Consider the following 23,275-nt stretch of genomic DNA (forward strand, 5'->3'; position numbering starts at 1 on the left):
CCGCCCCGTCCGGGCCGATCGCCGCATTCTCGACGACGGTGGCCCCGACGCGGGTCCACTGGCCGGTGCCGAAGGCGTTGTTGGCCGTCACGAGGTTGGGCGCCGACCGCTCGCAGCGCAGGCCCAGCACCGCCCCGGCGGCGTCATATTCGATAGGCGGCACTCCCGCCGGCACGTAGGTCAGCAACCCGCTCTGCGCCCGCACCCACTTGCCCGACCCGCCCTGTATCACCCGGCCGGCACGCCCGCCGGGTCGCAGAAGCGCAGATCGACGACCGGCGGCAGCCCCACGATCTCGGTCACGTCGACGTGCTGGACGATGCTGGCCGCCGTCAGTGCCGACTGCGCCGCCTCTGCCCTGTGCTGGGCCGCCGCTCCCGCCGCCGCATCGGCCGCCAGGCGGTCGCCATGCGCAGCCGCAGCAGCCGCGCCGACATCGGCCGCCGCCTCTCCCACATAGGCCGCCGCGTCCCCCACATCCGTCAACGCCGCCGGAAAGTTGGTGACATGGCCGGCCGTCTGCCCGTCCTCAGACTCATCCAGCCCACCGGGGTTTTCCTCCGGATCGTAAGCGTTCTCGTTGTAGTAGCGTGTGCGCAGGCGCTCGATCGCCGCGGTCGGGCGGGTCGTCGTCATCCGATGATCTCCAGCAGTTTCAGGGTGGCGGACCACAGGTCGCCGTCGCTCTGCGTGACGGGAATGGTCCCATCCTCCAGCGTGGCGAGCTTGACCCGCCGCCACTGGTGACGGCCTTGCGTCACGTCCTCAATCATCAACAGAGGTCGGTCTTGCCCGCACGCAGACCGATGTCGTGCATGCGCATCGCCTCATCCTGGGCGAGGTCGTCGAAGCGGACTGTTTTACGCACCGGCGCCAGCCGGCGATCCGGAATGCGCCGGCCGCCGGGCGTGGTATCCACGGGGCTGTTGTCGACCGGCTCCAGCACCATGCCCCAGTTGTGCGGCCAGTCCGGCCGGAAGGCGCGGCCGATCCACAGATGGCCGAGGTCGAGCGGCCGACCACGGTTATCGATCTCGACCCGGACGGCTCGGCAGCGCGGCGACCGCGCCGGCCGGTGGAGCAGCTGAGGCGTCTTGCCGCCCAGATCACGGGCGGTCTGGCCGCCGGACAGATAGTTCCCGGCGTAATAGCTCCGGTCCCGGCGCCGGTCTGGCGACGGGTAGACGCGCAGCCATGGCGCGTCCGGACCTCCCCGCAAAATGGAGGCGGCCGAGCGATCGGTCGGATGGCTGTACCAGGTCACGCGGAAGGTCGCCCGCGGGCAATCGACCCGCCGGCAATGACGAGCGTGTCCCACTTCCGACCCGGCCCCGGCCACGAAACGTCAAACCATGCGTCGGCCGGATTGCCGCTGACGCAGCGCGCCACGGTTTCTCGCACCGTCGGCTCCAGCAGGTGCTCCAACGGCAGCGCCCAGTTGCCGCCCGAAAGCGTGGCGGTCAGAGCGAGGTTTTCGTCGAGGATGGCTGCGGTTCCCATCACGTCACCCGAAGAAGCGAGGCGCATGAGGTGCCGCGACGGCGACGCCGGCTGCATGCCGAGCAGCAGCATGTCGTCGGCGATGCCCTCGCGCGGGTAGCTGAGGTGCAGCGTCCGGCCCAGTTGCCAGCCGAGCCGGGCGGCCGTCAGCTCCACCACGACCCACAGAGACCGGCGCGGTGTGCCGTCAGAGCGCGGCCCCAGCAGGGTCAGCAGCCGGGTGGCCAGGGCTTCCATGTCGGACTGGTTGGTCAGCGCGGTGTCCACCTCGACGGCGCGGGCATCGTCGCCCCAGCGCGCCTTGACCCACTCGGCCTTCGCCACCGCCTTCCGCCATTCCTCGCGCAGCCACACCTCGCGGTCGGTGTCCCACAGCTGGCCGGCGATCCGGCCGCGGTCCAGCACCAGGTGGTTTCGCCGCCCGCGAACGGTCACCTGCCAGACCGGTACGGCGAGGTCCTGGTCGTCGACGCCGATGTCGAGGATTTGCCCCTCGCCGATGCTGGCGATCGGCGCGGCCGGCACGTCCAGCCGCGCGACCTGCCACCGCCCCAGCGCGTCCGGCAGCACCGCCGCCCCTTCCGACCGCGCCATCAGGTCGATCAGCTCGCGGTACCGGACCGCACCCGGCCACCACGCGCCGATGGTGGCGGCCGGCGCCCAGTTCGCCAGCGTGTCGCCGATGCTGCCCACCCCACGACGGGTCAACGCCCAGCGGATCGCCGTGGCGGCGGTCTCGCCGGCGTCGGCGCGGCCGACCGGGTCCATCGACAGGTCGTCCGCCGATGGCACCGCCCAGCTTGATCAGGCCGCGTGACAGGTCGCGGGCATACTGCGTCGAGGTCAGCGCCACGGAATCAAAGGCGGCCTGCGTCGAGGTCGCCACCAGCGACAGGTTCGCCGCGTCGCCGCGGTCATAGAGCGTGCCGGCGCTGCCGATGGGACCGTCGTCGATCTGCCACGTCCGGCTGGACGTGTTGACCGCTTTCCCCGGCACGTTCAGCGGCCGGCCGATGCACAGCGGCACGGTGTCTCCCTTGCCGGCGTCGGGCGTGCCGTCGTAGCCGACCGCCCCGACGTTGCCGCCGCCATAGGTGCGGGTGACGACATCACTGTCGAGGCTGGCGCGCAGGTCGTACAGGAGCAGCGTCACCTTGCCGGCCGACCGGGCGGACAGCGTCGGCTGGGGCGCCTCGGCCCGACCTGTCAGCGCCGGCGCCCACTCGCGCCAGTATTGCCCCTCTCGGCCCATGCGGACATGCACCGCGCCGATGGCACAGCCGGCAAGATAAGACACGGCACCGTCGCCGTTCAGCAGCTCCATCAGCCCGGCGCCGACGTCGCCCGACAGCCGCGACAGGTCCGCGTGGGTTCCGACCGAATAGGCCGGCGGCCCGGCCAACCGCGACCGATAGACCTGGTTCGGCCGGTCGGGATCGTCGGACGGGAACGGACGGATCGGCGTGTCGGTCACGAACAACGTCTCGGCCGTGCCGTTCGGCCGGGTCAGGTCGATCTCCGCGATCCAGGCGGTGGGCTCGGTCATGCCTGCACCAGCTTGGCAAGGCGGTTGCCGAGCATGCGGATCTCGGCAGACTGGTTGTCGATGGAGTCCTCCATCCCGGCCAGCCGGGCGGCCATGGCGGCGATCTGGCCGCCGATCTCCAGCACGGCCGACCGCACGGTGCCGACCGCCGTCACCACCGGGGCCATGTCGATCACCACGGCGGCCGGCTTCTGGGGTGCATCGGCCCACCCCCCACCTCCGACCACGCCGCCGGACTGGTAGGCGCCGACGATGCTGGTGGGCAGCGCGCGATGACGGTTGATCCAGTCGATGGTAGCGGCGCCCCCGATGGCATCGGTGGCGGCGGCGGTCAGGATGCCCTCGCGGCCAGCCAGCCAGATGCGGCCACCGCCGGCATATTCGGCGGTGACGCTGTCGATGCCGTACAGGCCGTTGCCGACCACGCCGCCGACCACGCCGCCATGCTGATAGGCCCGGCCTTCCGCCGCGCCGTGCTGCCGGTAATGCTCCGCCGCGCTGCTCACCTCACCGCGAGCGTAGGCTGACGCGACATCGGGGTAGCGCGCCAGATACGCCTGATCCCGGTTGAGCGTCATGCCGAAGCTGTTGCGGCCCTCACGTGCGCCGAAGACGGCGTAATGCTCCGCCGCGCTCATGCCGGACCCTGCGACATCCGGGTACGCCGCCATATACTGTTGCTCGGGCGACAGCGTCGGCGTCCGCGCGGACACGCTTCTCACTGCCGCTTCGAACGCGCTGCCCTTGCCAGTGGCCTGCAGAAAGTCGTTGAAGGCGGCGGCGTCGACCGACCCGGAATAGCCCAGCTGACGGGCGACGGCGCTGCGGTCTGCGCCGGACATGCGATCCCATGCGGCCTGCACATCGGTCGGCGCGCTGTAGCGCTGGTAGCCCGGCAGCTGCCGCACCAGGGCGACCAGCTGCGACATGTCGGCATTGCCGGCGGTGATGGTGCCCTTGATCTGGTCCAGCAACTCGCGGGAGGCGCTGCTGACGCCCGTCAGCCGCTCCAGCTGGTCGATCTGCCGGTCGATCTGGTCGGCACGCCGGGTTTCCGCGTCCTTCAACGTCAGACCAAGCTGCCGCGACGCATCCCACGCCGCCCGCACATCGGTCAGGCTCTGGTCGTAGACCGCGCCGTCGCCGCTGTAGGCACGCTGCGCCTCCAGGTACTTCTTGCCCGCTTCGTCGATCTGCTGGGCGGCAGCCAGGGCGGCAACGCGCTGCGCGTCGGTCGCCGTGCCGGCCTGCACTGCCGCCGCATACTCCGACACCACGCCACGCAGCCGCGCGAACTCCGCCTGTGCGGCGTCCCGCAAAGCCCGCGGTCCGAGGTTGCTCAGGTTCCGGTCCAGCATCACGTCGCGGCTGGCCTGCTCCAGCGCGTCGGCGACGCCGCTCCACGCCGTGGCGGCCTGCCGGCTGTCCGACGCCACCGTCCGCCAGCCCTCCACCAGTCCCGACATCACCTCCGACCAGCTGGTGGACAGCTGTTGCGTCACCACCGACACCACGGCGGTGTTGTCCGCCCACGCCGCCGTCAGGACACCGACGGCCGCCCGGTGCTGCTCGGCCGTGATCGTGCCGGCGGTCAGCTGGGCGTCCAGAGCCGCGAGCGCGCCGCGCATCTGCCCGGCACTGGCGGTGCCGCCCCTGGCGCCGTCGATCACGGCTTGCCACGTCGGGCGCAGCGCGGCGATGGCGGCACCGGACAGCCCGGCATCGGTCAGGCGCGCATCCAGGGTCGGACGCCAGTTCGCATCGACCGCCTGCTCGACCGCCGTCTGTCCCTGGCGGAGCGCGCCCAGCACGCCCTGCGCCCTCGACCACGCCGTGGTCAGCGTGGACACCAGCGAGCTGTACTGCTCGCCCGTCACCACGCCGTCCATCGCCGATCAGGATGATGGCGGCGCCGGACTGGTCGTGGATCTCGCGCACCAGGTCGACGTACTTGCGGGCGACGACATGGTCGAACTCGTCGATGATCAGCGGGCTGCGGGACGTCCGCAGCGCGTCGATGATCCGCTCCGCCATGTCGGCTACGGTGCCGGTCGACGGCAGCCCAAGCTGGATCAGCAGGGCGCGGCAGAACTTCGCCTGCGTCCAGGTGGCGCCGCATTCGACATAGGTGGCGCGGAAGCGGTTGGCGCCGTAGACGGCGGCGCGCGTCTTGCCGTAGCCGCTGGGGCCGTACCACACCGCCATGCCCGGCAACGCGCGGTGGCGGCCGACCACCCGTTCCGCCAGTTCGGTGAACAGCGAGACGTTGGCGAGCGGCGCCGTGGCGAGCGAATGGCTTGCCGCGTCGGGGGCGTCGGGCTTGATGGGGAAGGGAGCGACGGTCATATCGTCCATCCTGTTGGTCTGTGATGCATTTCGGTGTCCGGCCCCGATCCTCGGCAAAGGATCGGGGCCGGGTCGTCTGCGGGCGGTCAGGCGGTGGCCTGGGAGCCGGCGGAGAAGTCGGCAGCCAGCCGCTGGTGCGCCTTCCACTCGGGCAGCTTGGCGTAGCGGCCGAACCAGGCGGCGTCGGTCTCGGCCACTGCCTGACCGGCCGCCAGGGCGGCTTCGATCGCAGCCGCCTTTTCCAGGCGCAGGGTCTTTTCGTCCTTGGTCGGCGCCGCGTCGGGCCGGCGGAATTCGGTGACGAGAGCTTCGCGACGCTCCTGCTGGGCGTCGGTCAGGTCCGGTTGGGGCGTCTGCTTCAGATCCAGCACCGGGCGCGGCAGCTGCACCACCTTGGCTTCGGCCGGGGTGTCGGGGCCGAGGTTGAGCGGCACCATGGTCGCGACCTGGGCCGCCGACATCCGGCGCTCGGCGTCCAGCATGTCGCGCTGGGCGTTGAGCCAACGGCGGCGCTGGCGGCCATGCTCGCGGGCGGCGTCGGCGCTGTCGAAACCGGCGGCCTCCAGCACCGGCGCATGGCCGAGATAGCCGCCGTCCAGCCGGTAGATGTGGACGCCGTCGTGCAGGAACTCCGGGTCGAAACGCGCCGCGACCGTCTCTCCCAGATGCAGGTGCAGGAAATCGGCCCAGTAGCGGTTACCGAACAGCTTGATGGTGCCGTCGCGGCTGTTGACGGTGACGCCCTCGGCCGCCAGCAGCCACAGCCGGCGCTGCTCTTCGGTCGCCCTGGTGACCGTAGCGGTCCGGTAGCTCTCCAGGAAGGTGTCCCGGAACGACCGGCCCCGGCAGTTGCGGGCGGTACGGCCGATGCGGTCGTTGTGCTGGTTGATCTCCGACGCCAGTACTTTCAGGAAATCGTCCAGCTTGATCGCGCGGCTGCGGTAGTTCTCCGGCTTGTTGACCGGGCTGTTTCCGGTGTAGGCGCCCTCGAACGCCGGATGGCGCGAGATGTCGCTGGCGAAGTCACGGAAGGCGCGCTCGATCGGCTTGGATTGTCCCGAATAGGGGGTGGTCCAATGGATTTCGACGCCAAGCTGGGTCAGGATGCCGACCGGCTCCTCTTCCCGCACCTTGAAGCGGTAGCGGTTGGGGATGCCGCCGGTCAGCCATTTACTGGCGAAGTCGCGCCCGTTGTCGAGCCAGCACTTCTTCGGGATGCCGTAATTCTCGATCAGGTCGCCGATCGCCAGCCGCACCGACCAGCTGTTGGCGGTCTGGTCGACCCGCCACGCCAGGATCAGGCCGGAATAGAGGTCCTGGAAGGCGACCATGTTGGGGCGGGCCACGGTGCCGTCGGGCCATTCCACCCAGATGTCCCAGCGATGGCCGTCGCCGTTGATCGCCTCCAGCGCCGTGAAGTGCGAGCGGTCGCGCTCCTGCGCCGGGAACATCCGCTTGGCTGCCTCCATCCCTTCGCGCGCCAGCACGATCACCGCCGGATGGACGGTGGCGTTCAGACGGCGCAACAGGGTCCGTTCCGACGGCACGCTCCAGCCCTGCTCCTTGGCGGCGCGGCACACGCGCTCATAGCAGTCGCTGAAGGGTGGGGCGGCGTTGCGCAGATAGTCCGACTTCAGCATGTCCCAGGCGGCTGGATCGCACTCCACGGTCGCCGTGCGCCCGGTGTGATGGGGCGCGAGGTGGGGCAGCCAGTCGGCGCGGTCCTTGCCGGCCACCAGAGCCAGCCAGTTGTAGACGGTGCTGGGGCCGACATCATGGTGCTGGGCCACCGTCATGACGGCGACGTCCTTGGTGACGCCGTTGCGGTGCAGCACCATCACGGCGTCCAGCACCTCGGCGCGCAGACGGGCCTTATCCTTCTTGCGTTCGGGCAGGCTGTCGTACCAACGCCAGAGTTCGTCGCGGCCAGCCGGGGCGGGCGCCTGGACAGGCGTAGCCGCGCTCTTCCGTTCCGTCAGGGTCAGCTTGACCTGCGCCGCAGTAGGCAGGGCAGAGACATGGTATTCCAGGCCGCCGCCGCGCCCCTCACGAGGTCGGGAACGCCAGTTCTCGCGGACCGCGCGGAGTTGGAAAGCGCGATCAGTTTCAGGCATGCCCGGCAGAGCAAGCGAGGCCAGCTCAGCGGCGCCGTACCACTCTTTCATGGTTCAAGCCCCTTTCCAGCGGCGCCGCGCGAACTGGCGGCGTTGGGTCAGCTCGGCGATCTTGTCGTCGAGCAAGGCGTCTTCGATGGCGGGCAGATAGCGGGCGTCGATCACGGCCAACCCGAACGGCTCGGCCAGCAATTGCAGCAGGCGGCGGTCGCCAGTGGCGTGCATCAGGGCGATGAAGCGCACGACGTTGATGACGTGCTCTTCCCGCGCCTCGCTGGCGTAGGCGTCCAGCATCGTCTTCGGGCACGCCTCGCCCAGATACTCGCCCATGGCCTGAGCGACGTCGTCGCGGTCTCGGCCGCATTCCTTCAGGGCGAGCGAAACCGCCTTCGCGACTGCCGAGCGGAGGGATGCCGCCCGCACCTTTTCCGGTGGGAACGCCCGCACCGGTTCCGGCGGCTGCCACGCCAGCAGGTCGAGCGTCTGGGTGTCGCGGCGGCGGCTCATGACGCGGAGCCTCCAGGGTGCTTGCTGCCCTTAGCTGAAAAAGTGACGCGCGCCGCATTCTGTACTACCGTTGCGAGAGCAACGGCACAGAAGGAGGTTCGCGATATGGCCGACAGTCCGCTGGACGAATTCACCCTGGAACAGACCGTGATGCGCGCGGCGGTTACCGCCCTCAAGCTGGATGCCTTGTTCGTCCAGTTGGTCAAAAGAGACCCAGAACTGGCCGAAGGGACGCACGCGCTGCTCCTGCGCATCCGTGAGGGCCGGATACGGGATGATCTTGAGCACGCCTTCCTCGACCAAGCGATTGAGGAGGTGGACTTCCTCCGTCCCAGCCCGCTCGTCGACTGACCGAACCAGCCGGCCGCACCCGCGGAGCGAGTGACGGCCGGCCGATCCGCCCCTATCATCGGTGTTGCCACACAACCGATGGAGGATCTCAGGTGGTTACAAAGGCGATTGTCCGAAGCGTCACAATGACCGGTATTCAGCCAGCGGCTGGCGCGCACCCCGGAACAGTGGCATTCGATGTTCTGTTTGAGGCGCAATTGGGCGCGAATGAATTCACGCTCAAAGTGCCCGTCACCACGACGGAAGGATACACCGACGCCGTGATCAAAGCCTGCCAGGCGCTTCATGCCGGCCTTGTCGACTTGGCGCGCGCCGTTAAGGATCAGGAAACCGGGCCTCATATTCCAACCCTCTTCACGCTCGAAGATGGCAATCCCGAATGACCTGACGGGCATGGTCATCGGGAACGATGCGCAGCGCCGTCAAGGCTGACTGGACCTCGCCCGCCGTCAAACCGGTGGCGGCGGCATGCATCAAGAGTTCGGCCAGGAGCCGGTAGTAGGTCGGCGCTTCTGCGGAAGTGGGCGGCGATGATGACTGTGGTGCAATGACGCTCACTGGACATTCTCCAAGCCGTTGACTTCTCCAAGAGCGCCGTCCTTCCGCAGGAATTCCACGAAGGCCCGGCGCTCACCGGTTCCGGCGTGGCGCCACGCGGTCAGCAGCTTGGCGTAGCCGTCCGCCGTCTTGGGCGGACGGTTCGACAGCACTGTGAGGGCTTCCCGCACCGACTTCGCCTTGGGTGCATCGCCCAGCAGCATGCCCAACACGGCCCGCTGTTCGGCCGGCCCCAGCTTGGCAAGGGCCAGCAGTTCGGCCTGGGTCTTTGCGATCTCCGTCCCGACCACCGCGGCCTTGACGTCGGGCGCCAGCCCGGTGGCGATCTTCACCGCCAACTGGATGGTGCGGTCGGTCAGGCCGATGCGCTCGGCGGTGTCGCGGCTAAACGAAACGATTTCGCTTTGCCTCGTCTTGCCGCCTGTGTGCTGGTTTCCGCGGTCGCCGCCCTTGGCAGCTTCCGGGTTCAGCCGCTCGTAGATGGCCTTGCGCTCGAACAGGAAGGTCGCGCGGTCCAGCGGGTTCAGCTCGTGCCGGACAAGGTTCTCGTCGATCTCGGCCAGCCGGGCTTCGTCCTCGGTCGCCTCGTAGACGAAAGCGGAGATGGTCGCCCATTCCAGTTTGGTGCAGGCCGCCAGCCGATGCCCGCCCGCGATCAGGCGGAACCCTCCGCCCTTCACCGTCCGCACTTCGATCGGCTGCCGCAGGCGTCCAGTCTCCTGGATGTTCTCGGCGAGCAGCGCGACATACCCGTCATCGACGGCCCGCAGCCGGAACCCGGTGTCGATTTCGGAAATCGGGATGTCCTGCAACCCGAGGGACTTCATGCCAGAGGTTTTCATGTTCACGCGGCTCTCTGCTTTTGACGGTGCGAAAGGCGTGGCGGGTCCGTATAGTTTTTGATGGGTTGAGGCTTCAGGCGCTTGCCGTCGATGGGGCTGAACCGCGAAGGCCAGAGTTCGCGTGGCGAGCACGACAGCATCTCGGCGATGGCGAGTTCGCCATCGATGTGCGGTTGCCGTGCGGCCTTGCGCGCCGTGCCGTCCTTCAGGCCATAGGCCCGATCGACGTCGGCGAAGGTCAGGCCCTTGCTGTTCAGTCGGAACCGGATTTCGGCCGGGACCATGTCGGCGGTTCGCGCCATCCCTCTCCCCTTGTCAAATCGGCCCCGCCAGGCCGGTCATTTCGTGGTGTGTTTTGGACTAACGGGGAAAAAGTAACTCTGATATCGGATTTCAGCAACGGGAAAATCCCTTTTTCGGAGTTTGCGGGAGCGGAGAATGTGGAGCGTTTGGGTTAAGGCATTGATAGAAAACGATCTTCGGAATCTCCGAAATTTCGGAGTTGTGATCTCGTGTATTTCGGAGTTTGACCGATGAACCCCGAAACTCTCGAAGAGGGCTTTCACAAGCGCCTGGAGCTGTTGATTGGGAGCGAGGAGCCCTTTGCGTGGGCCAAGCGGGTCGGCATCCCTAGCAGCACGTTTTCCAGGTTCTGGAACGAAAATACGATCCCGAAATCAGAGCATCTGTGCCGAATTGCGGACTACGAGCGAGTCTCATTGGACTGGCTGCTGCGCGGCCAAGGCCCAATGCGTCCCGATAGCGACAAGGAAGAGCCGGCGACGTTCATTGGCGCAGCCGAGGCGCCCGCCCCCTCCACAGACCGCCGTTTAATTGGGCGATTGGTCGAGAAAATTCTGTTGGTCTATAAGGAGATGGGTGTTGCGATCGCCATCCATCAGGCGACTGAGCGGGCCGCGAAGGAGCACGACCGCATCGTCGCCACGGTGGCCGATCCCGACGACCGCTTGACCGAGGTCGGCGAGGTCACCGCCGCCTTGCGCCAGGAGCTGCGCGCCGCCGCCAGCGACCCCGGATCGAGCAAACGCCGGGCCTGAGGCTTATAACCAACCCCAGCCTGCGCAATAATCACACCAATGTATTTACGCGAAATGAATCCATTCTGCGCCCGTTCTGGTTGCATAATGGGATATGCGACCCGGTTCCGGCCAACGATGACGAGCGAACGTGCCATGCTCCAGGATCAACTGTCCCGCTGCTCCGGTTCGTCCCCTACTCCAGAAACGAGCCGCTCCAGCTCGCCGTGGGCGCCGACTGGCAAAACCCGCAGTTTTTCAGGCATCCCACGCCATCCCCGCAAATCCCACCAGATCCCGGCCCTCTCCAGGAACTACTGACTGGTTACAGCGCACAATCTCATTGCGCATGATCAGATAGGTTGCGCGCGATCGAATTGTGAGCGATGTTCAGTCCCACGAGATCACCAGCGGCGGTTTCTCCCGCCGCCCCGCCAATCAAACCCCGATATCCAATGCAAGGAGAGCGCACCATGAAGACCCTGTATTCGACGAAGGTGTCCGCCACCGGTGGCCGTGACGGCAAGGCCGTCAGCGAGGACGGGCTGCTGTCGGTCGCGCTGGCCGCACCGAAGGAGTTGGGCGGGCAGGGCGGGGCCACCAACCCCGAGCAGTTGTTCGCCGCCGGCTATTCCGCCTGCTTCATCGGCGCCATCAAGTTCGTCGGCAACCGCGACAAGATCGCCGTTCCGGCCGACCTGTCGGTGACGGCCACGGTGGGCATCGGTGCCCGCGACGACGGCGAGGGCTTTGGCCTGACGGTGGATTTCGTCGTGTCGCTGCCGGGCATGGACAAGGCTGCGGCGGAGGATCTGCTGGCCCGCGCCCACAAGGTCTGCCCCTACAGCCATGCCACCAAGGGCAACATCCCGGTCACCACGACGGTCGCCTGAGGCGCTTGCCCAAGGTTGTTCATAGGGTGATTGCCTGAGGCGAAACGCCTTCAGGATTGCGCCGCCGGGCTGTTGCGCGCGATTGTGCCGAACGCATGATCGACCGGCGCGCCGCAGCCCGGCGGTGCACGCCGTTTTGAAGGTTCCGCAAAGCCATGACTGCCGACAGGAACGATCCGCTTCTGCTCTCCAACCAAGCCTGCTTCGCCCTCTACTCGGCGAATTTGGCGATGACCCGTGTCTATCGTCCGCTGCTGGAATCGCTCGGCCTGACCTACCCGCAATATCTGGCGATGTTGCTGCTGTGGGAGGAGGACGGGCAGTCGATGAAGGCGCTGGGCGAAAGGCTGGGGCTGGACAGCGGCACACTCACCCCGCTGCTGAAGCGGATGGAAGGGCAGGGGCTGGTCACCCGCGCCCGCGATCCTCAGGACGAACGGCTTGTTCGCATTCGCCTGACCCCCGACGGCGCTGCGCTGCGCAGCAAGGCCGCATGCCTGCCGACCCACATCGCCGCCGCCGCCGGCTGTTCGGTCGAGGAACTGACCTCCCTGCGCGAGGCGTTGCTGAAACTGCGTGACGACCTGAACCGGGCCGCTGACCACAACTGAACCGGCGCCCTTGAAAGGGACTGGAAATCGGCGGCCGGACGGCCTTTCCTATCCGGCCGCTCCCCGGAAGGAAGGTGCCTGCCGTGACTCCCCATATCATCGACGACCGTCTCCGCATCCGTGCGGCCGATGCCGACGACGCACCGGACCTCGCCCGGCTGATCGACATCGCCGGGGGCGGGGTCTACGAATTTCTGCTGGACGGGCTGATGCCGGGGCTGACGGCGGCGGAAATGCTGATGCCGGGCCTTGCCGGGCGCAGCGGTTCGCTGTCGCATCGGCAGAGCGGGATCGCCGAACTGGACGGGCGGGTCGTCGGCGTTGCCCACGGCTATCCCACCGACTGGATCCGGACGGAGGATTACAGCGGCCTGCCGCCCGACCGCATCGCCCATATGGCCGCATTCTCCGAAACGCTGGACTGGGGCAGCTATTTCCTGTCGGCCCTGGCGGTCGATCCGGAGCAGCGGCGCCACGGAATCGCCGGCCGGCTGCTCGGCTGGTTCTACGAACGGGCGCGGACCGGTGGATTCGACCGTGTCACGCTGCATGTCTGGGCCGACAACGAGCCGGCCCGTCGTCTTTATGCCGGCGAGGGGTTCGAGGAGATCGGCCGCGCCGATATCCCCTGGCACCCCCGCCTGCCGCATCAAGGCGGCAGCATCCTGATGCGGCGCTATCTCTGAGCGGCGACCCGCAGCGGTGCGCTTTCGGCCGACAGTTCGTCGATGCGGCGCACCACCATGTCCGGGTCGGCGTGATGCACCATATGCCCACAGTCCGGCACCCAGTGCAGGCTGCTGTTCGGCAGCACATGATGCAGGCGGCCGCTCTGATCCTCCTGCGAAACGACGCGGTCCTCATGGCCGGCGAAGATCGCCACCGGGACGGCTACGTCGGCGTAGCGGTGCTGCAGCCGGTCGGCGGCCGGCGCCATGGTGACGCCGTCCTGGGCGTTGGCGCGCAGTTGGCCGGGGCGGGTGGTCAGGGCGGCCGGGAAGGTCTCCGTCAGATGGTCGGGCACCGGCCGGGGCGAGAACAGGGTCTTCAGCATCGCCGGCATCACTGCCTTGGAGAAGGGCGGCGACACCGTGTAGCGCAGCAGGTCGCCCAGCACCGGCGCCGCAACCGGCGCCACCATCACCGCGTCCACCCGCTTGGTCGGGAAGTAATAGCCGGCCAGCAGAGCCAGCCCCTTCACCGTCCGCGGATGGTCCAGCGCCAGGGCCAGCGCCACCAGCGTCGCATAGGAATGGCCGGCGACCACCGCGTTCTCGATCCCGAGCACCGCGAAGGCCTTGGCCAGCAGGTCCGCCTGATCCTCCGGCGTCCAGGCGCGGTCGCGGGGACGGTCGCTGTGGCCCATGCCGGGACGGTCGAAGGCGATGACACGGTGGTTCCGCGCCAGCCGGTCGAACAGCCCGCTCGCCAGCCAATCGCCGAGCGCGGAGACGTTGCCGTGCAGCAGCACGACCGGCGGCCCTTCGCCGGCCTCCATATAGTGCAGCCGGACGCCGTCGACGGTCACGAAGCGCCCTTCGGGCGGGTAGCGCCGCTCCGCCGCACGGGCCGCCAGCGTGTTGGTGACAGCCAGCCCGCCCAAGGCCAGCGCGGTGATGCCCAGGGTCTTGAGGATGGTGGATTGGCGGTCGGTCATGGTGGTTGTCCTCTCAAGCGGCTGCTGCGATGCAGCATCGTCGAGAGGACAACCGGGTGCGGGGGGAAGGGTTCCCGGGAGCGGGAGCGTTAGCCCCTCACTTCCCCGCCTTCAACTGCTCCCGCGTCAGCCAGAACACCTCGCCGAAGCTGTTGGCGGTCTGCAGCCACAGGAAGTCGAGGTGGGGATACTCCGCCTCCAGGATCTCGCGGCCGGTGCCGAACTCGCAGAGCAGGCCGCCCTCCGGCGTCAGGTGCTTGGGCGCTTCCTTCAGGATGCGGCGGACGATATCGAGACCGTCGTCGCCGCCAGCCAGCGCCATCTCCGGCTCGGCACGGAACTCGGGCGGCAGGGCGTCCATCGCCTCGGCGTCGACATAGGGCGGGTTGGTGATGATGACGTCGTATTTCCGCGTCTTCAGCGGCGCGAACAGGTCGCCCTGATGCAGGGTGATGCGGTCCTCGAACCCGCTGTCGGCGACGTTGCGCTTGGCCACCTCCAGCGCGTCGGGCGACAGGTCGACCGCGTCCACCTGCGCCTCGGGGAAGATGCGGGCGGCCAGGATGGCGAGGCAGCCGGAACCGGTGCACAAATCCAGCACCCGCTCCACCGAGGTCGGGTCCTCGACCAGCGTGAAATCGTCGCCGCCGAACAGGTCGGAGAACAGCAGCTCCCCGATGTAGGAGCGCGGGACGATCACCCGCTCGTCCACATAGAAGGGGATGCCCTGGATGTAGGCCTTGTTCAGCAGGTAGGGCGCCGGCTTGCGGGTGTCGATGCGGGCATGGAGGATGCCGGCCACCGCCTCGCGCTCCGCCGCGGTCAGGCGGGAGTCGAGATAGGGGTCGAGCTGGTCGACCGGCAGGTGCAGCGTCTCCAGCACCAGGAACACCGCCTCGTCGAAGGCCGTGGTGGTGCCGTGGCCGTAATCGAGGTCGGCCTCGTTGAAGCGGCTGACGCCGTAGCGCAGGAAATCGCGGATGGTCGACAGTTCGGCGGCGGCTGTGGCGGCGGTGTGCTTGGCGGTCAAGGGCTGCAGGCTCCGGTCAGGGACGGGAAGGGGTCAGAGGAGGTCCAGCACCGACTCCGGCGGCCGGCCGACGCGGGCGCGGTCGCCCTTCACCACGATGGGCGTTCGATGGCGGACGGGTTGGGCGGACAGGGCGGCGATCAGCGCCTCGCCGTCGAGGTCCTTGGGCAAGCCGGCCTCCGCCGCCTCCTTGGCGCGGGTGATGTCGCGCGGACCCTTGCCCAGCTTGGCGAGGATGGCCGACAGCTCCGCCGCACTGGGCGGGGTCTTCAGATACTCGACCACCGCCGGCTCGACGCCGCGGGAGCGCAGGAGTTCCAGCGTCTCGCGCGATTTGCTGCAGCGCGGGTTGTGGTAGATCGTCACGTCGCTCATGGCGGTTTTCCAAATTGGAAGGTCGGTCCGACTGATACACCCAACCCGCGGTCCCGCGCCAATCCGGCATGCGGAAACCACTGCGGCGGCGCAACATCCGTCAGGTGACAAGGGCTGCCTTTGGTATTATTTTGCGCGCTCGCTTTTCCGTGGCCCATCGCGCCGTTTCAGGCAGGCGGGCTGCCGATCAGTCCCGATGCCCAGATACGGATGCCGGCCGTGACCAAGCTCTCGCTCTCCAAGGACAAGATCAACATCCTTCTTCTGGAAGGTGTCCACGACAACGCCATCGACGAGCTGGCCCGCGGCGGTTATGCCTCGGTCGAGCGGCTGCCGCGCGCCCTGGACGAGGATGAGCTGCTGGAGCGCATCGGGTCCGTCCACATCCTGGGCATCCGGTCGCGCACCCATCTGACCGCCAAGGTGTTCGAGGAGGCGGCCAAGCTGATCACCGTCGGCTGCTTCTGCATCGGCACCAATCAGGTCGACCTGAAGGCGGCGCGCCGCACCGGCGTCCCGGTGTTCAACGCCCCCTATTCCAACACCCGGTCGGTGGCCGAGCTGGTGATCGGCGAGATCATCATGCTGATGCGCGGCATCTTCGAGAAGTCGCAGCTGGTCCATGGCGGCGGCTGGATGAAGTCGGCCAAGGATTCCTACGAGATCCGTGGCAAGACTCTGGGCATCGTCGGCTACGGCCATATCGGCACGCAGGTGTCGATTCTGGCGGAAGCCATGGGCATGCAGGTCCGCTTCTACGACGTCGTGCGCAAGCTGGCGCTCGGCAATGCGCGCGCCTGCGATTCGCTGGAGGAACTGCTGTCGGTGTCCGACGTGGTGACCCTGCATGTGCCGGACACCCCGCAGACCCGGAACATGATCGGCGAGCGCGAACTGGCGGCCATGAAGAAGCGCAGCCACCTGATCAACGCCGCCCGCGGCCAGGTGGTCGACATCGAGGCGCTGGCCGCCGCGATGAACAGCGGCCACGTCCTGGGTGCCGCCATCGACGTCTTCCCGGTCGAGCCCGGTTCGGACAAGGAAGAGTTCCAGAGCGCGCTGCGCGGCATCAAGACCGCCATCCTGACTCCGCACATCGGCGGTTCGACGATGGAGGCGCAGGCCAACATCGGCACCGAGGTGGCGCAGAAGCTGCTGGAGTATTCGGACAACGGCTCCACCGTCGGCCGCGGTCAACTTCCCGCAGGTGGCGCTGCCGGTTCAGGCCGGCTGCACCCGCTTCCTGCACGTCCACGAGAACCGTCCGGGCATCCTGCGCAAGGTGAACGAGGTGTTCTCCGGCCGCGACCTGAACATCGCCGCCCAGTATCTCCAGAACCGATCCGGAGCTGGGCTATGTGGTGGTCGACGTCAACGGCGACGTCGAGGAGATGGAGGTCGTCAACGACCTGCGCACCATCGAAGGCACGTTGAAGGCGCGCTTCCTGTTCCCGGCGCATCAGTGAGGGGTTGGGGTGCCGGCGAGGTTCTTTCGACGGCACCCCGATCTGCCCTTCCATGTCTCTTGTCCGCGGACGGTTTCCTGATATCTGTATCGGGATGACCGTTCGCTTCCTGTTCCTCTTCCTTTCGGGCATGCTGCTCGTCGCCCTGCCGGCCGCTTCGCCGGCCGCCGCGCAGTCCAATGGCTGCAGCGGATTTCCGCCGACGAAGCTCGTGTTCGACAGCGTGCTGGCACCGATCCAGCGTGACGACGGGCGAACGATCGCGCAGCTCACCCGGCTGCCGGGACGCACTCCGGGACCGGTGGGGAGTGCCGGCGGCCATGTGCTGGGGCTGACCCTGGCTCGCTATGGCGAGCAGTCGCAGGTCTCCGCCCTGTTCAGGACCATGGGCGACGGCACCTATTGCGCGTCGGCCAGCACGGTGACCATCAGCTTCGGCTTCCAGCAGCGCATCGTCCATGTCGCCAGCGAGATCCCGGTGAACTCCTGCCTGCATGGCGAGGTGCTGGCCCATGAGATGCGCCATGTCGCGGTGGACGAGGCGTTGCTGCGCGAGATGATGCCGCAGATCCGCATACGGTTGGATCAGGTGCTGGAGGGCATGGCGCCGGTGCGGTCGCGCAGTCAGGCCCAGGCGATGGCGGCGATCCGCCGGCCGCTCGAATCGGCGATGCGACGGATCATGCAGGAGTTCGGCGCGAGCGCGACCGTCGGCAGGCCCAGGTCGACACGGTGGAGGAGTATGAGCGGGTCAGCCGCGTCTGCAACGGCGAGGCCCGCGACTATCTGCCGAAACCCGCCCAACGGCAGACCGTCCGGCGAGGATAAGTCCCTATCAGCGCTTACGGCGCCGCCGGTCGGTGGCGTGACCGTCGGTGAACTCCGGCGGCTTGCGGCGAACCCAGCGGATGAAGGCGGCGATGTCGGGATGGCCGCGCAGCGCCTCGATCTCATGATAATGCTCGCGAAGCTGCTGCTCGGTCAGCACCGCGTGGATCTTGGCGTGGCAGATGCGGTGCATCGTCACCGTGACCCGACCGCCATAGGTGCGCGGAACCAGATGGTGTTCGTTCACGCTGGCACCGGGGACCATCGGCCGTCCGCAGAGCGGGCAGGCGGGGCGCTCCTCCTGTGGGGCGGCGGGGATGGCGATCGGCGGGGGCGGCAGACGGCGCATTGAGGTCCGGGGCAGGGGGTGGGGCGTGCCGGGAGCCTGGATGATATGGCGCGGCACCGCCGCCAAGAAAGCCGCCGCCGGAAAAGCCGTCGTCAAGTCCCTGCGCCGGCCGTCGCGGCCGGTGGGGTGACGGGTGCAGCCTGCGCCCGCTGGCCGACCCAGACGCTGCGAGCGCCAGCACGATCCCGGCGATCTGATAGCCGGTCAGCGATTGGCCGAGCAGCGCCCAGCCCAGAACCACCGCCGTGACCGGGCTGAGGAAGCCGAGCGGCGCAACCGCGGACGGCTCCAGCCGCGACAGGCCGCGGAACCACAGGATGTAGGTCAGCGCCGCGCCGATCAGGCCGAGATAGACGAAGCCCAGCAGGTTGGCCGCCGTCGGCACCGGCAGCGCCGGTTCCAGAAGCAGCGCCACCGGCACCAGCAGCACTCCGCCCGCGGTCAGCTGCCAGGCCGTGAAGGTCAGCGGCGACACCGGCGGGCGCCAACGCCGGCTCAGCACCGTGCCCGCGGCCATCGATCCAGCGCCGGCCAGCGCCGCAAGCACGCCAATGCCGTCCAGCGTGGCGCTGGGCTTCAGCACCAGCAGGGCCACACCGCCGATGCCGGCCAGCGCGGCGGCGACCGCCAGCGGGCGGATCGGCGTGCCCAGCAGCGGGCGCGACAGGGCGATCACGATCAGTGGCTGCACCGCCCCCACCGTGGCGGCGACCCCGCCGGGCAGGCGATAGGCCGACACGAACAGCATCGCCCAGAAGAAGGAGAAGTTCAGCGCCCCCAGCACCAGTGAGCGTCCCCACCAGCATCCCCACGGCAGCCGGCGCACCAGCAGCAACAGCAGGAGCCCGGCCGGCAGGGCGCGCAGCAGCGCGACCGTCATCGGATAGCCCTGCGGCAGCAGTTCCGTGGTGACGATGTAGGTGCTGCCCCAGATCGCCGGGGCGATGGCGGTCAGCAGCAGGTCGGTGGACCGGGCCATGATCCGGCTTTCCCAAAAAGGGGGGCATCAGCAAAAAGGGCGCCCCACCGGGACGCCCTTTTCAGCGGGATTGTTCCGCTCGACCGTCAGGCCGCCTTCTTCTCGGCGATCAGCTGGACGAAGCGGTCGAACAGATAGTGGCTATCCTGCGGGCCGGGCGAGGCTTCCGGGTGGTACTGCACCGAGAAGACCGGCTTGCCTTTCAGGCGGATGCCCTCGTTGGTGCCGTCGAACAGGCTGACATGGGTGACTTCGGCGTCGGCCGGCAGGGTTTCCGGCACCACGACGAAGCCGTGGTTCTGGCTGGTGATCTCCACCCGGCCCGAGGCGAGGTCCTTGACCGGATGGTTGGCGCCGCGGTGGCCCTGCTGCATCTTGGTGGTCTTGGCGCCCAGCGCCAGCGACAGCATCTGGTGGCCGAGGCAGATGCCGAAACATCGGCACGCCGGTGTCGAGCAGGCCCTTGATGGTCGGCACGGCATACTCGCCGGTGGCGGCGGGATCGCCGGGGCCGTTGGACAGGAAGACGCCGTCCGGCTGGTGGCGCATCACATCCTCGACCGTGGCGGTAGACGGCACCACCGTCACCTTGCAGCCGGATGCCGCGAGGCAGCGCAGGATGTTGCGCTTGGCGCCGTAGTCGATGGCGACGACATGGTACTGCGGATTGTCCTGGGTGGCGTAGCCGCCGCCGATGGTCCAGCCGGCCTCGGTCCAGTCATAGGTCTGGCGGCAGGACACGTCCTTGGCCAGGTCCATGCCCTCCAGACCCGGCCAGCCCTTGGCCTTGGCGACCAGCGCCTCGATGTCGAACTTGCCGTCCGGCGCATGGGCGACGACGCCGTTGGGCGCGCCCAGGTCGCGGATGCGGCGGGTCAGGCGGCGGGTGTCGACGCCGGCCAGACCGACGAGGCCGTAGCTCTTCAGCCAGTCGTCCAGATGGCGGGTGGCGCGCCAGTTCGACGGGTCGGTGATGTCGGCGCGCAGGATCAGGCCGCGGGCGGCCGGGGTGATCGTCTCGATGTCTTCGGTGTTGGCGCCGGTGTTGCCGATGTGCGGGAAGGTGAAGGTGATGATCTGGCCGGCATAGCTGGGATCGGTCAGGATTTCCTGATAGCCGGTCATGGAGGTGTTGAAGCACACCTCGCCCACCGAATCCCCCGTGGCGCCGATGCCTCGGCCGCGGAACACCGTGCCGTCGGCCAGAACAAGCACGCCGGTGTGAACCGCATCGTCGGAGGGGGGAGTGGCGAGAGTCATTCCTGTGAACCTTCCCAAAAACCGCGGCCGGCGACGGATCGGCTGATCGGCGGAACGGCGACGGCCTAGCGTCCGCCGGGCGCGCACACGGAACCGCTCGCACCCCACCTCCGCCGGTACGGGCGGTGACGCGGGATCGAGTGGGCTTATCGGGTGGGCCGGACATCCTATATGACGATTGGATGCCGGATTTCCAGCAATAGCTTTGCAAGGCGGCCCTGAACCGGTGGCAAAGGCGGCCGGCGGCGGCTTGCCGGGCTTTTGTCAGGGCTTTTGTATGGAAATCGGCAGACGCTTTCCGGATAGTTGCCCAGTTCGGCCGGATGCCGGATACGATGAACAAGGAAGACAGGACATGACTCTGCGCACGCAGTTCAACGACTCCCTGAAGGATGCGATGCGCGCGAAGGACCAGCGCGCGGTGTCAACCCTGCGCTTGATTCTGACCGAACTGAAGAATCGCGACATCGATGCCCGAAGCCGCGGCGTGACCGACGGCATCGACGAGGCGAGCATCCTGTCGATGCTGCAAGGGATGGTGAAGCAGCGCAACGAATCGGCGGGCATGTACGAACAGGGCGGCCGTCCCGAGTTGGCCCAGCAGGAGCGCGAGGAAATCGCGGTCATCGAACGCTTCCTGCCCAAGCAGATGACCGACGAGGAGTCCGCCGGCGCCATCGACGCCATCGTGGCCGAGCTCGGCGCTTCCAGCATCAAGGACATGGGCAAGGTGATGGCCGAGCTGAAGGCCCGCCATGCCGGCCAGATGGACTTCGCCAAGGCGGCGGTCTGGTGAAGGCGCGGCTGTCGGGGAAATAAGCGGCCGGGCAGGTGGGGTGACAGGTGCGGATGACGGCCGGTTCGATCGGGGGCCGGACAGATGCCGCACCCGGACCGCGCCGGTCGCCCCTTGGGGGCGGCGATGCTGGTTCCCATACTATGGCTCTGCTATAGCCTTGCGCCCATCGCACCCCGCCCATCGTACCCGGTGACCGTTCGACCATGGCCTTCCCGCCCCAATTCCTGGAAGAACTGCGCAGCCGGCTGGCCCTGTCGGAAGTGGTCTCCAAGCGCCTGCGCCTGATCCGCGCCGGCCGCGAGTACAAGGCTCCCCTGTCCGTTCCACAACGAGAAGTCGCCGTCCTTCTACGTCAACGACCAGAAGGGCTTTTTTCATTGCTTCGGTTGCGGCGCCCACGGCGACGTCATCGGTTTCGTCATGCGCCACGACAATCTCGGCTTCCCCGAGGCGGTCGAGCATCTTGCCGGCGAGGCCGGACTGCCGGTGCCGCGCCCGACCGAAGAGGACCGGCAGCGCTACGAGCGGCGCAAGACCCTGCACGACCTCGTCGAGCAGGCGGCCCGCTGGTTCGAGCAGCAGTTGCACACCTCCGCCGGCCGGGCGGGGTTGGACTATTTCATGCGCCGCGGGCTGGACGGCGACACCATCGCGCGCTTCCGGCTGGGCTACGCACCCGGCGACTCGAACGCGCTGCGCACTTATCTCGGCAAGCAGGGGTTCTCCGACGAGGACATGGTCAATGCCGGGTTGCTGAAGCGGCCGGACGACGGCCGGTCGCCCTACAGCTTCTTCCGCAACCGGGTGATGTTCCCGGTCACCGACCGGCGCGGGCAGGTGGTGGCCTTCGGCGGGCGCATCCTGGAAGGCGACGGGCCGAAATACGTCAACACCGCCGACACGCCGCTCTTCCACAAGGGCACGCTGCTCTACGGCCTGTCGCGGGCGCGGCAGGCGGCGGCGGACGGCAAGCCGGTGATCGTCGCCGAAGGCTATATGGACGTGATCGCCCTGGTCCGCGCCGGATTCGAGGGGGCGGTGGCGCCGCTCGGCACCGCGCTGACCGAAACCCAGGTGCAGGAGCTGTGGAAGCTGATCCCTGCGGCGGAGAAGGTGCCGTTCCTGTGCTTCGACGGCGACAATGCCGGCCGGCGCGCGGCGTGGCGGGCGGTGGAGCGCATCCTGCCGCACCTCGCCCCCGGCCAGTCGGCCCGCGTCGCCTTCCTGCCGGAGGGCGAGGATCCCGACAGCCTGATCCGCGCCCAAGGCGCCAAGGCGATGGGCGCGGTGCTGGAGGCCGCCATCCCGCTGTCCGACGCCCTGTGGCGGATGGAGAGCGAAGGCCGGCCGACCGACACGCCGGAGGCCAAGGCAGCGGTCAAGGCGGCGCTGGAGGCCCGCGTCGCCACCATCGCCGACCGCGACGTGCAGGGCTTCTACCGGACCGAAATGCGCCGCCGCGTCGACGAGGCCTTCGCGGCCCGCGCGGCCGGCCTACAACCGCGGACCCTGGGTGCCGGGGCAGGGGCAGGGGCGGGGGCGTTTCGGCGAAGCGCCGCGCCGTCATGTGCCGGGTGTGCCCGGTCGCCTGACCTCCAAGCCGGTGGGGGAGGGCGCGGCCGCGCCTCCCGCCTTGCCTCGATGCGGGAGCGGATCCTGCTGGCGACGATCATCAACCATCCCGAGCTGTTCGCCGAATTGGCCGAGCCGTTGGGGCTGTTGCCGTTCGGTGACCCGGAGCTCGAAAAACTGCGCTGGGCGGTGATCGAATGTCTTTCGGACGATCGTAACCACGACTCGACACTTGACGCCGCTGCGCTTTGTCGCCACTTGTCATCCGCCGGCCATGAGACGATGGTCGGTGCTTTGCTAGGCGAGTCGACCTATGTCCATGCCGGCTTCGCCCGTCCGGATGCCTCTACGGAGGATGCCCGGAAGGGATGGTGGCCTGCGTGGCGGCATCTGCATCAAGAGCGGGTGCTCGACGATCTTAGGGAAGCGAAGGCGGCTTTGACCCGTGACAACAGCGAGGCGAACTTCGCGAGGGTCGTGGCTCTTCAGCAGGAGGTCATTAAGTCCGGGCTGGGTATGACGGATGATGGTGACTTTGACGATGTCTGACGGTTGATGGCTTGTGCCGTCGGCCGCAGGGCGCCGGTTGATGGGGCACGGAATTGACAGGAAGCAGTCGACAGGACAGGGCCGCATGACAGTTTCTGTGATGGCG

General features: G+C 68.1%; 22 protein-coding genes and 5 pseudogenes. 11 read left to right on the plus strand and 16 right to left on the minus strand.

What is annotated here, in order from left to right; all coding sequences use genetic code 11:
- The 5 genes from F1643_RS13115 to F1643_RS13135 all read right to left on the minus strand — a co-directional run.
- Window positions 1-232: hypothetical protein (locus tag F1643_RS13115; protein WP_206692478.1), on the minus strand; the 232-nt coding region annotated here is incomplete at its 3' end.
- Window positions 229-636, minus strand: a complete 408-nt coding sequence (locus tag F1643_RS13120) for a hypothetical protein (RefSeq protein ID WP_194913617.1) — start codon at window positions 634-636, stop codon at window positions 229-231. The genes F1643_RS13120 and F1643_RS13115, both read right to left, overlap by 4 nt.
- Window positions 633-773 (minus strand): hypothetical protein, encoded by a 141-nt coding sequence (locus F1643_RS13125; RefSeq protein WP_194913618.1) that lies wholly within the window; start codon window positions 771-773, stop codon window positions 633-635. The genes F1643_RS13120 and F1643_RS13125 overlap by 4 nt, the downstream gene beginning before the upstream one ends.
- Complete coding sequence (locus F1643_RS13130; protein ID WP_194913620.1) at window positions 773-1,264, minus strand: hypothetical protein; 492 nt, start codon at window positions 1,262-1,264, stop codon at window positions 773-775. The genes F1643_RS13125 and F1643_RS13130 overlap by 1 nt, the downstream gene beginning before the upstream one ends.
- Window positions 1,261-2,292, minus strand: a complete 1,032-nt coding sequence (locus F1643_RS13135) for a hypothetical protein (protein ID WP_194913622.1) — start codon at window positions 2,290-2,292, stop codon at window positions 1,261-1,263. The genes F1643_RS13130 and F1643_RS13135 overlap by 4 nt, the downstream gene beginning before the upstream one ends.
- Before the next feature lie 146 nt (window positions 2,293-2,438).
- Between F1643_RS13135 and F1643_RS23130 the strand changes: the two genes are divergently transcribed.
- Window positions 2,439-2,564 (plus strand): hypothetical protein, encoded by a 126-nt coding sequence (locus F1643_RS23130; RefSeq protein WP_255542736.1) that lies wholly within the window; start codon window positions 2,439-2,441, stop codon window positions 2,562-2,564.
- Window positions 2,565-3,042: 478 nt separating this feature from the next.
- On the opposite strand, the gene F1643_RS13140 is transcribed toward F1643_RS23130, so the two are convergent.
- The 4 genes and pseudogenes from F1643_RS13140 to F1643_RS13150 form a co-directional block, all read right to left on the minus strand.
- Entirely contained in the window at window positions 3,043-4,923 is a 1,881-nt protein-coding gene (locus tag F1643_RS13140) for a hypothetical protein (protein WP_370540585.1), read from the minus strand.
- Window positions 4,924-4,993: 70 nt separating this feature from the next.
- Window positions 4,994-5,401, minus strand: a pseudogene (locus tag F1643_RS24775) (AAA family ATPase); the annotation flags it as partial.
- 77 nt (window positions 5,402-5,478) lie between these two features.
- Complete coding sequence (locus F1643_RS13145) at window positions 5,479-7,557, minus strand: transposase domain-containing protein (protein WP_194913624.1); 2,079 nt, start codon at window positions 7,555-7,557, stop codon at window positions 5,479-5,481.
- Between the two features lie 3 nt (window positions 7,558-7,560).
- The gene (locus F1643_RS13150) at window positions 7,561-8,013 is read right to left on the minus strand and encodes a DNA transposition protein (RefSeq protein WP_194913626.1); all 453 of its coding nucleotides are present in this window, start codon (window positions 8,011-8,013) and stop codon (window positions 7,561-7,563) included.
- Between the two features lie 105 nt (window positions 8,014-8,118).
- On the opposite strand from F1643_RS13150, the gene F1643_RS13155 reads away from it, so the two are divergent.
- Together F1643_RS13155 and F1643_RS13160 are read left to right on the plus strand one after the other, a co-directional pair.
- The gene (locus F1643_RS13155; protein ID WP_194913628.1) at window positions 8,119-8,364 is read left to right on the plus strand and encodes a hypothetical protein; all 246 of its coding nucleotides are present in this window, start codon (window positions 8,119-8,121) and stop codon (window positions 8,362-8,364) included.
- 92 nt (window positions 8,365-8,456) lie between these two features.
- Entirely contained in the window at window positions 8,457-8,747 is a 291-nt protein-coding gene (locus F1643_RS13160) for a hypothetical protein (protein ID WP_206692479.1), read from the plus strand.
- Between the two features lie 171 nt (window positions 8,748-8,918).
- Here the strand turns inward: F1643_RS13160 and F1643_RS13165 are convergent, their stop codons facing one another.
- Window positions 8,919-9,749 (minus strand): ParB N-terminal domain-containing protein, encoded by an 831-nt coding sequence (locus F1643_RS13165; RefSeq protein WP_194913632.1) that lies wholly within the window; start codon window positions 9,747-9,749, stop codon window positions 8,919-8,921.
- Between the two features lie 17 nt (window positions 9,750-9,766).
- The gene (locus F1643_RS13170) at window positions 9,767-10,066 is read right to left on the minus strand and encodes a helix-turn-helix domain-containing protein (protein WP_194913633.1); all 300 of its coding nucleotides are present in this window, start codon (window positions 10,064-10,066) and stop codon (window positions 9,767-9,769) included.
- A gap of 231 nt (window positions 10,067-10,297) precedes the next feature.
- Between F1643_RS13170 and F1643_RS13175 the strand changes: the two genes are divergently transcribed.
- The 4 genes from F1643_RS13175 (at window position 10,298) to F1643_RS13190 (ending at window position 12,991) form a co-directional block, all read left to right on the plus strand.
- Window positions 10,298-10,822, plus strand: coding sequence for a helix-turn-helix domain-containing protein (locus F1643_RS13175; protein ID WP_194913636.1), 525 nt, complete (start codon window positions 10,298-10,300; stop codon window positions 10,820-10,822).
- A 452-nt stretch (window positions 10,823-11,274) separates the two neighbouring features.
- On the plus strand, window positions 11,275-11,694 hold the full coding sequence (locus F1643_RS13180; protein WP_149223271.1) for an organic hydroperoxide resistance protein: 420 nt from the start codon (window positions 11,275-11,277) through the stop codon (window positions 11,692-11,694).
- Window positions 11,695-11,849: 155 nt separating this feature from the next.
- Complete coding sequence (locus F1643_RS13185) at window positions 11,850-12,305, plus strand: MarR family winged helix-turn-helix transcriptional regulator (protein WP_149223272.1); 456 nt, start codon at window positions 11,850-11,852, stop codon at window positions 12,303-12,305.
- A gap of 83 nt (window positions 12,306-12,388) precedes the next feature.
- Window positions 12,389-12,991, plus strand: coding sequence for an N-acetyltransferase (locus F1643_RS13190; RefSeq protein ID WP_194913638.1), 603 nt, complete (start codon window positions 12,389-12,391; stop codon window positions 12,989-12,991).
- On the opposite strand, the gene F1643_RS13195 is transcribed toward F1643_RS13190, so the two are convergent.
- The 3 genes from F1643_RS13195 to arsC form a co-directional block, all read right to left on the minus strand.
- The gene (locus F1643_RS13195) at window positions 12,982-13,962 is read right to left on the minus strand and encodes an alpha/beta fold hydrolase (protein WP_194913640.1); all 981 of its coding nucleotides are present in this window, start codon (window positions 13,960-13,962) and stop codon (window positions 12,982-12,984) included. The two genes, F1643_RS13190 and F1643_RS13195, sit on opposite strands and share 10 nt — an antisense overlap.
- 97 nt (window positions 13,963-14,059) lie before the next feature.
- Window positions 14,060-14,992, minus strand: a complete 933-nt coding sequence (gene prmB, locus F1643_RS13200; RefSeq protein ID WP_194913641.1) for a 50S ribosomal protein L3 N(5)-glutamine methyltransferase — start codon at window positions 14,990-14,992, stop codon at window positions 14,060-14,062.
- 33 nt (window positions 14,993-15,025) lie between these two features.
- Complete coding sequence (gene arsC, locus F1643_RS13205) at window positions 15,026-15,367, minus strand: arsenate reductase (glutaredoxin) (protein WP_194913642.1); 342 nt, start codon at window positions 15,365-15,367, stop codon at window positions 15,026-15,028.
- A gap of 219 nt (window positions 15,368-15,586) precedes the next feature.
- Here arsC and serA point away from each other — a divergent pair.
- Window positions 15,587-16,833, plus strand: a pseudogene (gene serA, locus F1643_RS13210) (phosphoglycerate dehydrogenase).
- A gap of 94 nt (window positions 16,834-16,927) precedes the next feature.
- Window positions 16,928-18,013, plus strand: coding sequence for a hypothetical protein (locus F1643_RS13215; RefSeq protein WP_255542737.1), 1,086 nt, complete (start codon window positions 16,928-16,930; stop codon window positions 18,011-18,013).
- A gap of 89 nt (window positions 18,014-18,102) precedes the next feature.
- Here the strand turns inward: F1643_RS13215 and F1643_RS13225 are convergent.
- A pseudogene (locus F1643_RS13225) lies at window positions 18,103-18,989 on the minus strand (EamA family transporter).
- An 86-nt stretch (window positions 18,990-19,075) separates the two neighbouring features.
- Window positions 19,076-20,249 (minus strand): annotated as a pseudogene (gene carA, locus F1643_RS13230) (glutamine-hydrolyzing carbamoyl-phosphate synthase small subunit).
- Between the two features lie 355 nt (window positions 20,250-20,604).
- Here carA and F1643_RS13235 point away from each other — a divergent pair.
- Both F1643_RS13235 and dnaG read left to right on the plus strand, forming a co-directional pair.
- Window positions 20,605-21,045: a GatB/YqeY domain-containing protein gene (locus F1643_RS13235; protein ID WP_194913644.1), complete on the plus strand. Its 441-nt coding sequence runs from the start codon at window positions 20,605-20,607 to the stop codon at window positions 21,043-21,045.
- A gap of 378 nt (window positions 21,046-21,423) precedes the next feature.
- Window positions 21,424-23,169, plus strand: a pseudogene (gene dnaG, locus F1643_RS13240) (DNA primase); the annotation flags it as partial.
- Window positions 23,170-23,275: the final 106 nt, after the last annotated feature.

Origin of the sequence: Azospirillum sp. INR13 (genome assembly GCF_015390205.1) — a bacterium.
GTDB lineage: Bacteria > Pseudomonadota > Alphaproteobacteria > Azospirillales > Azospirillaceae > Azospirillum.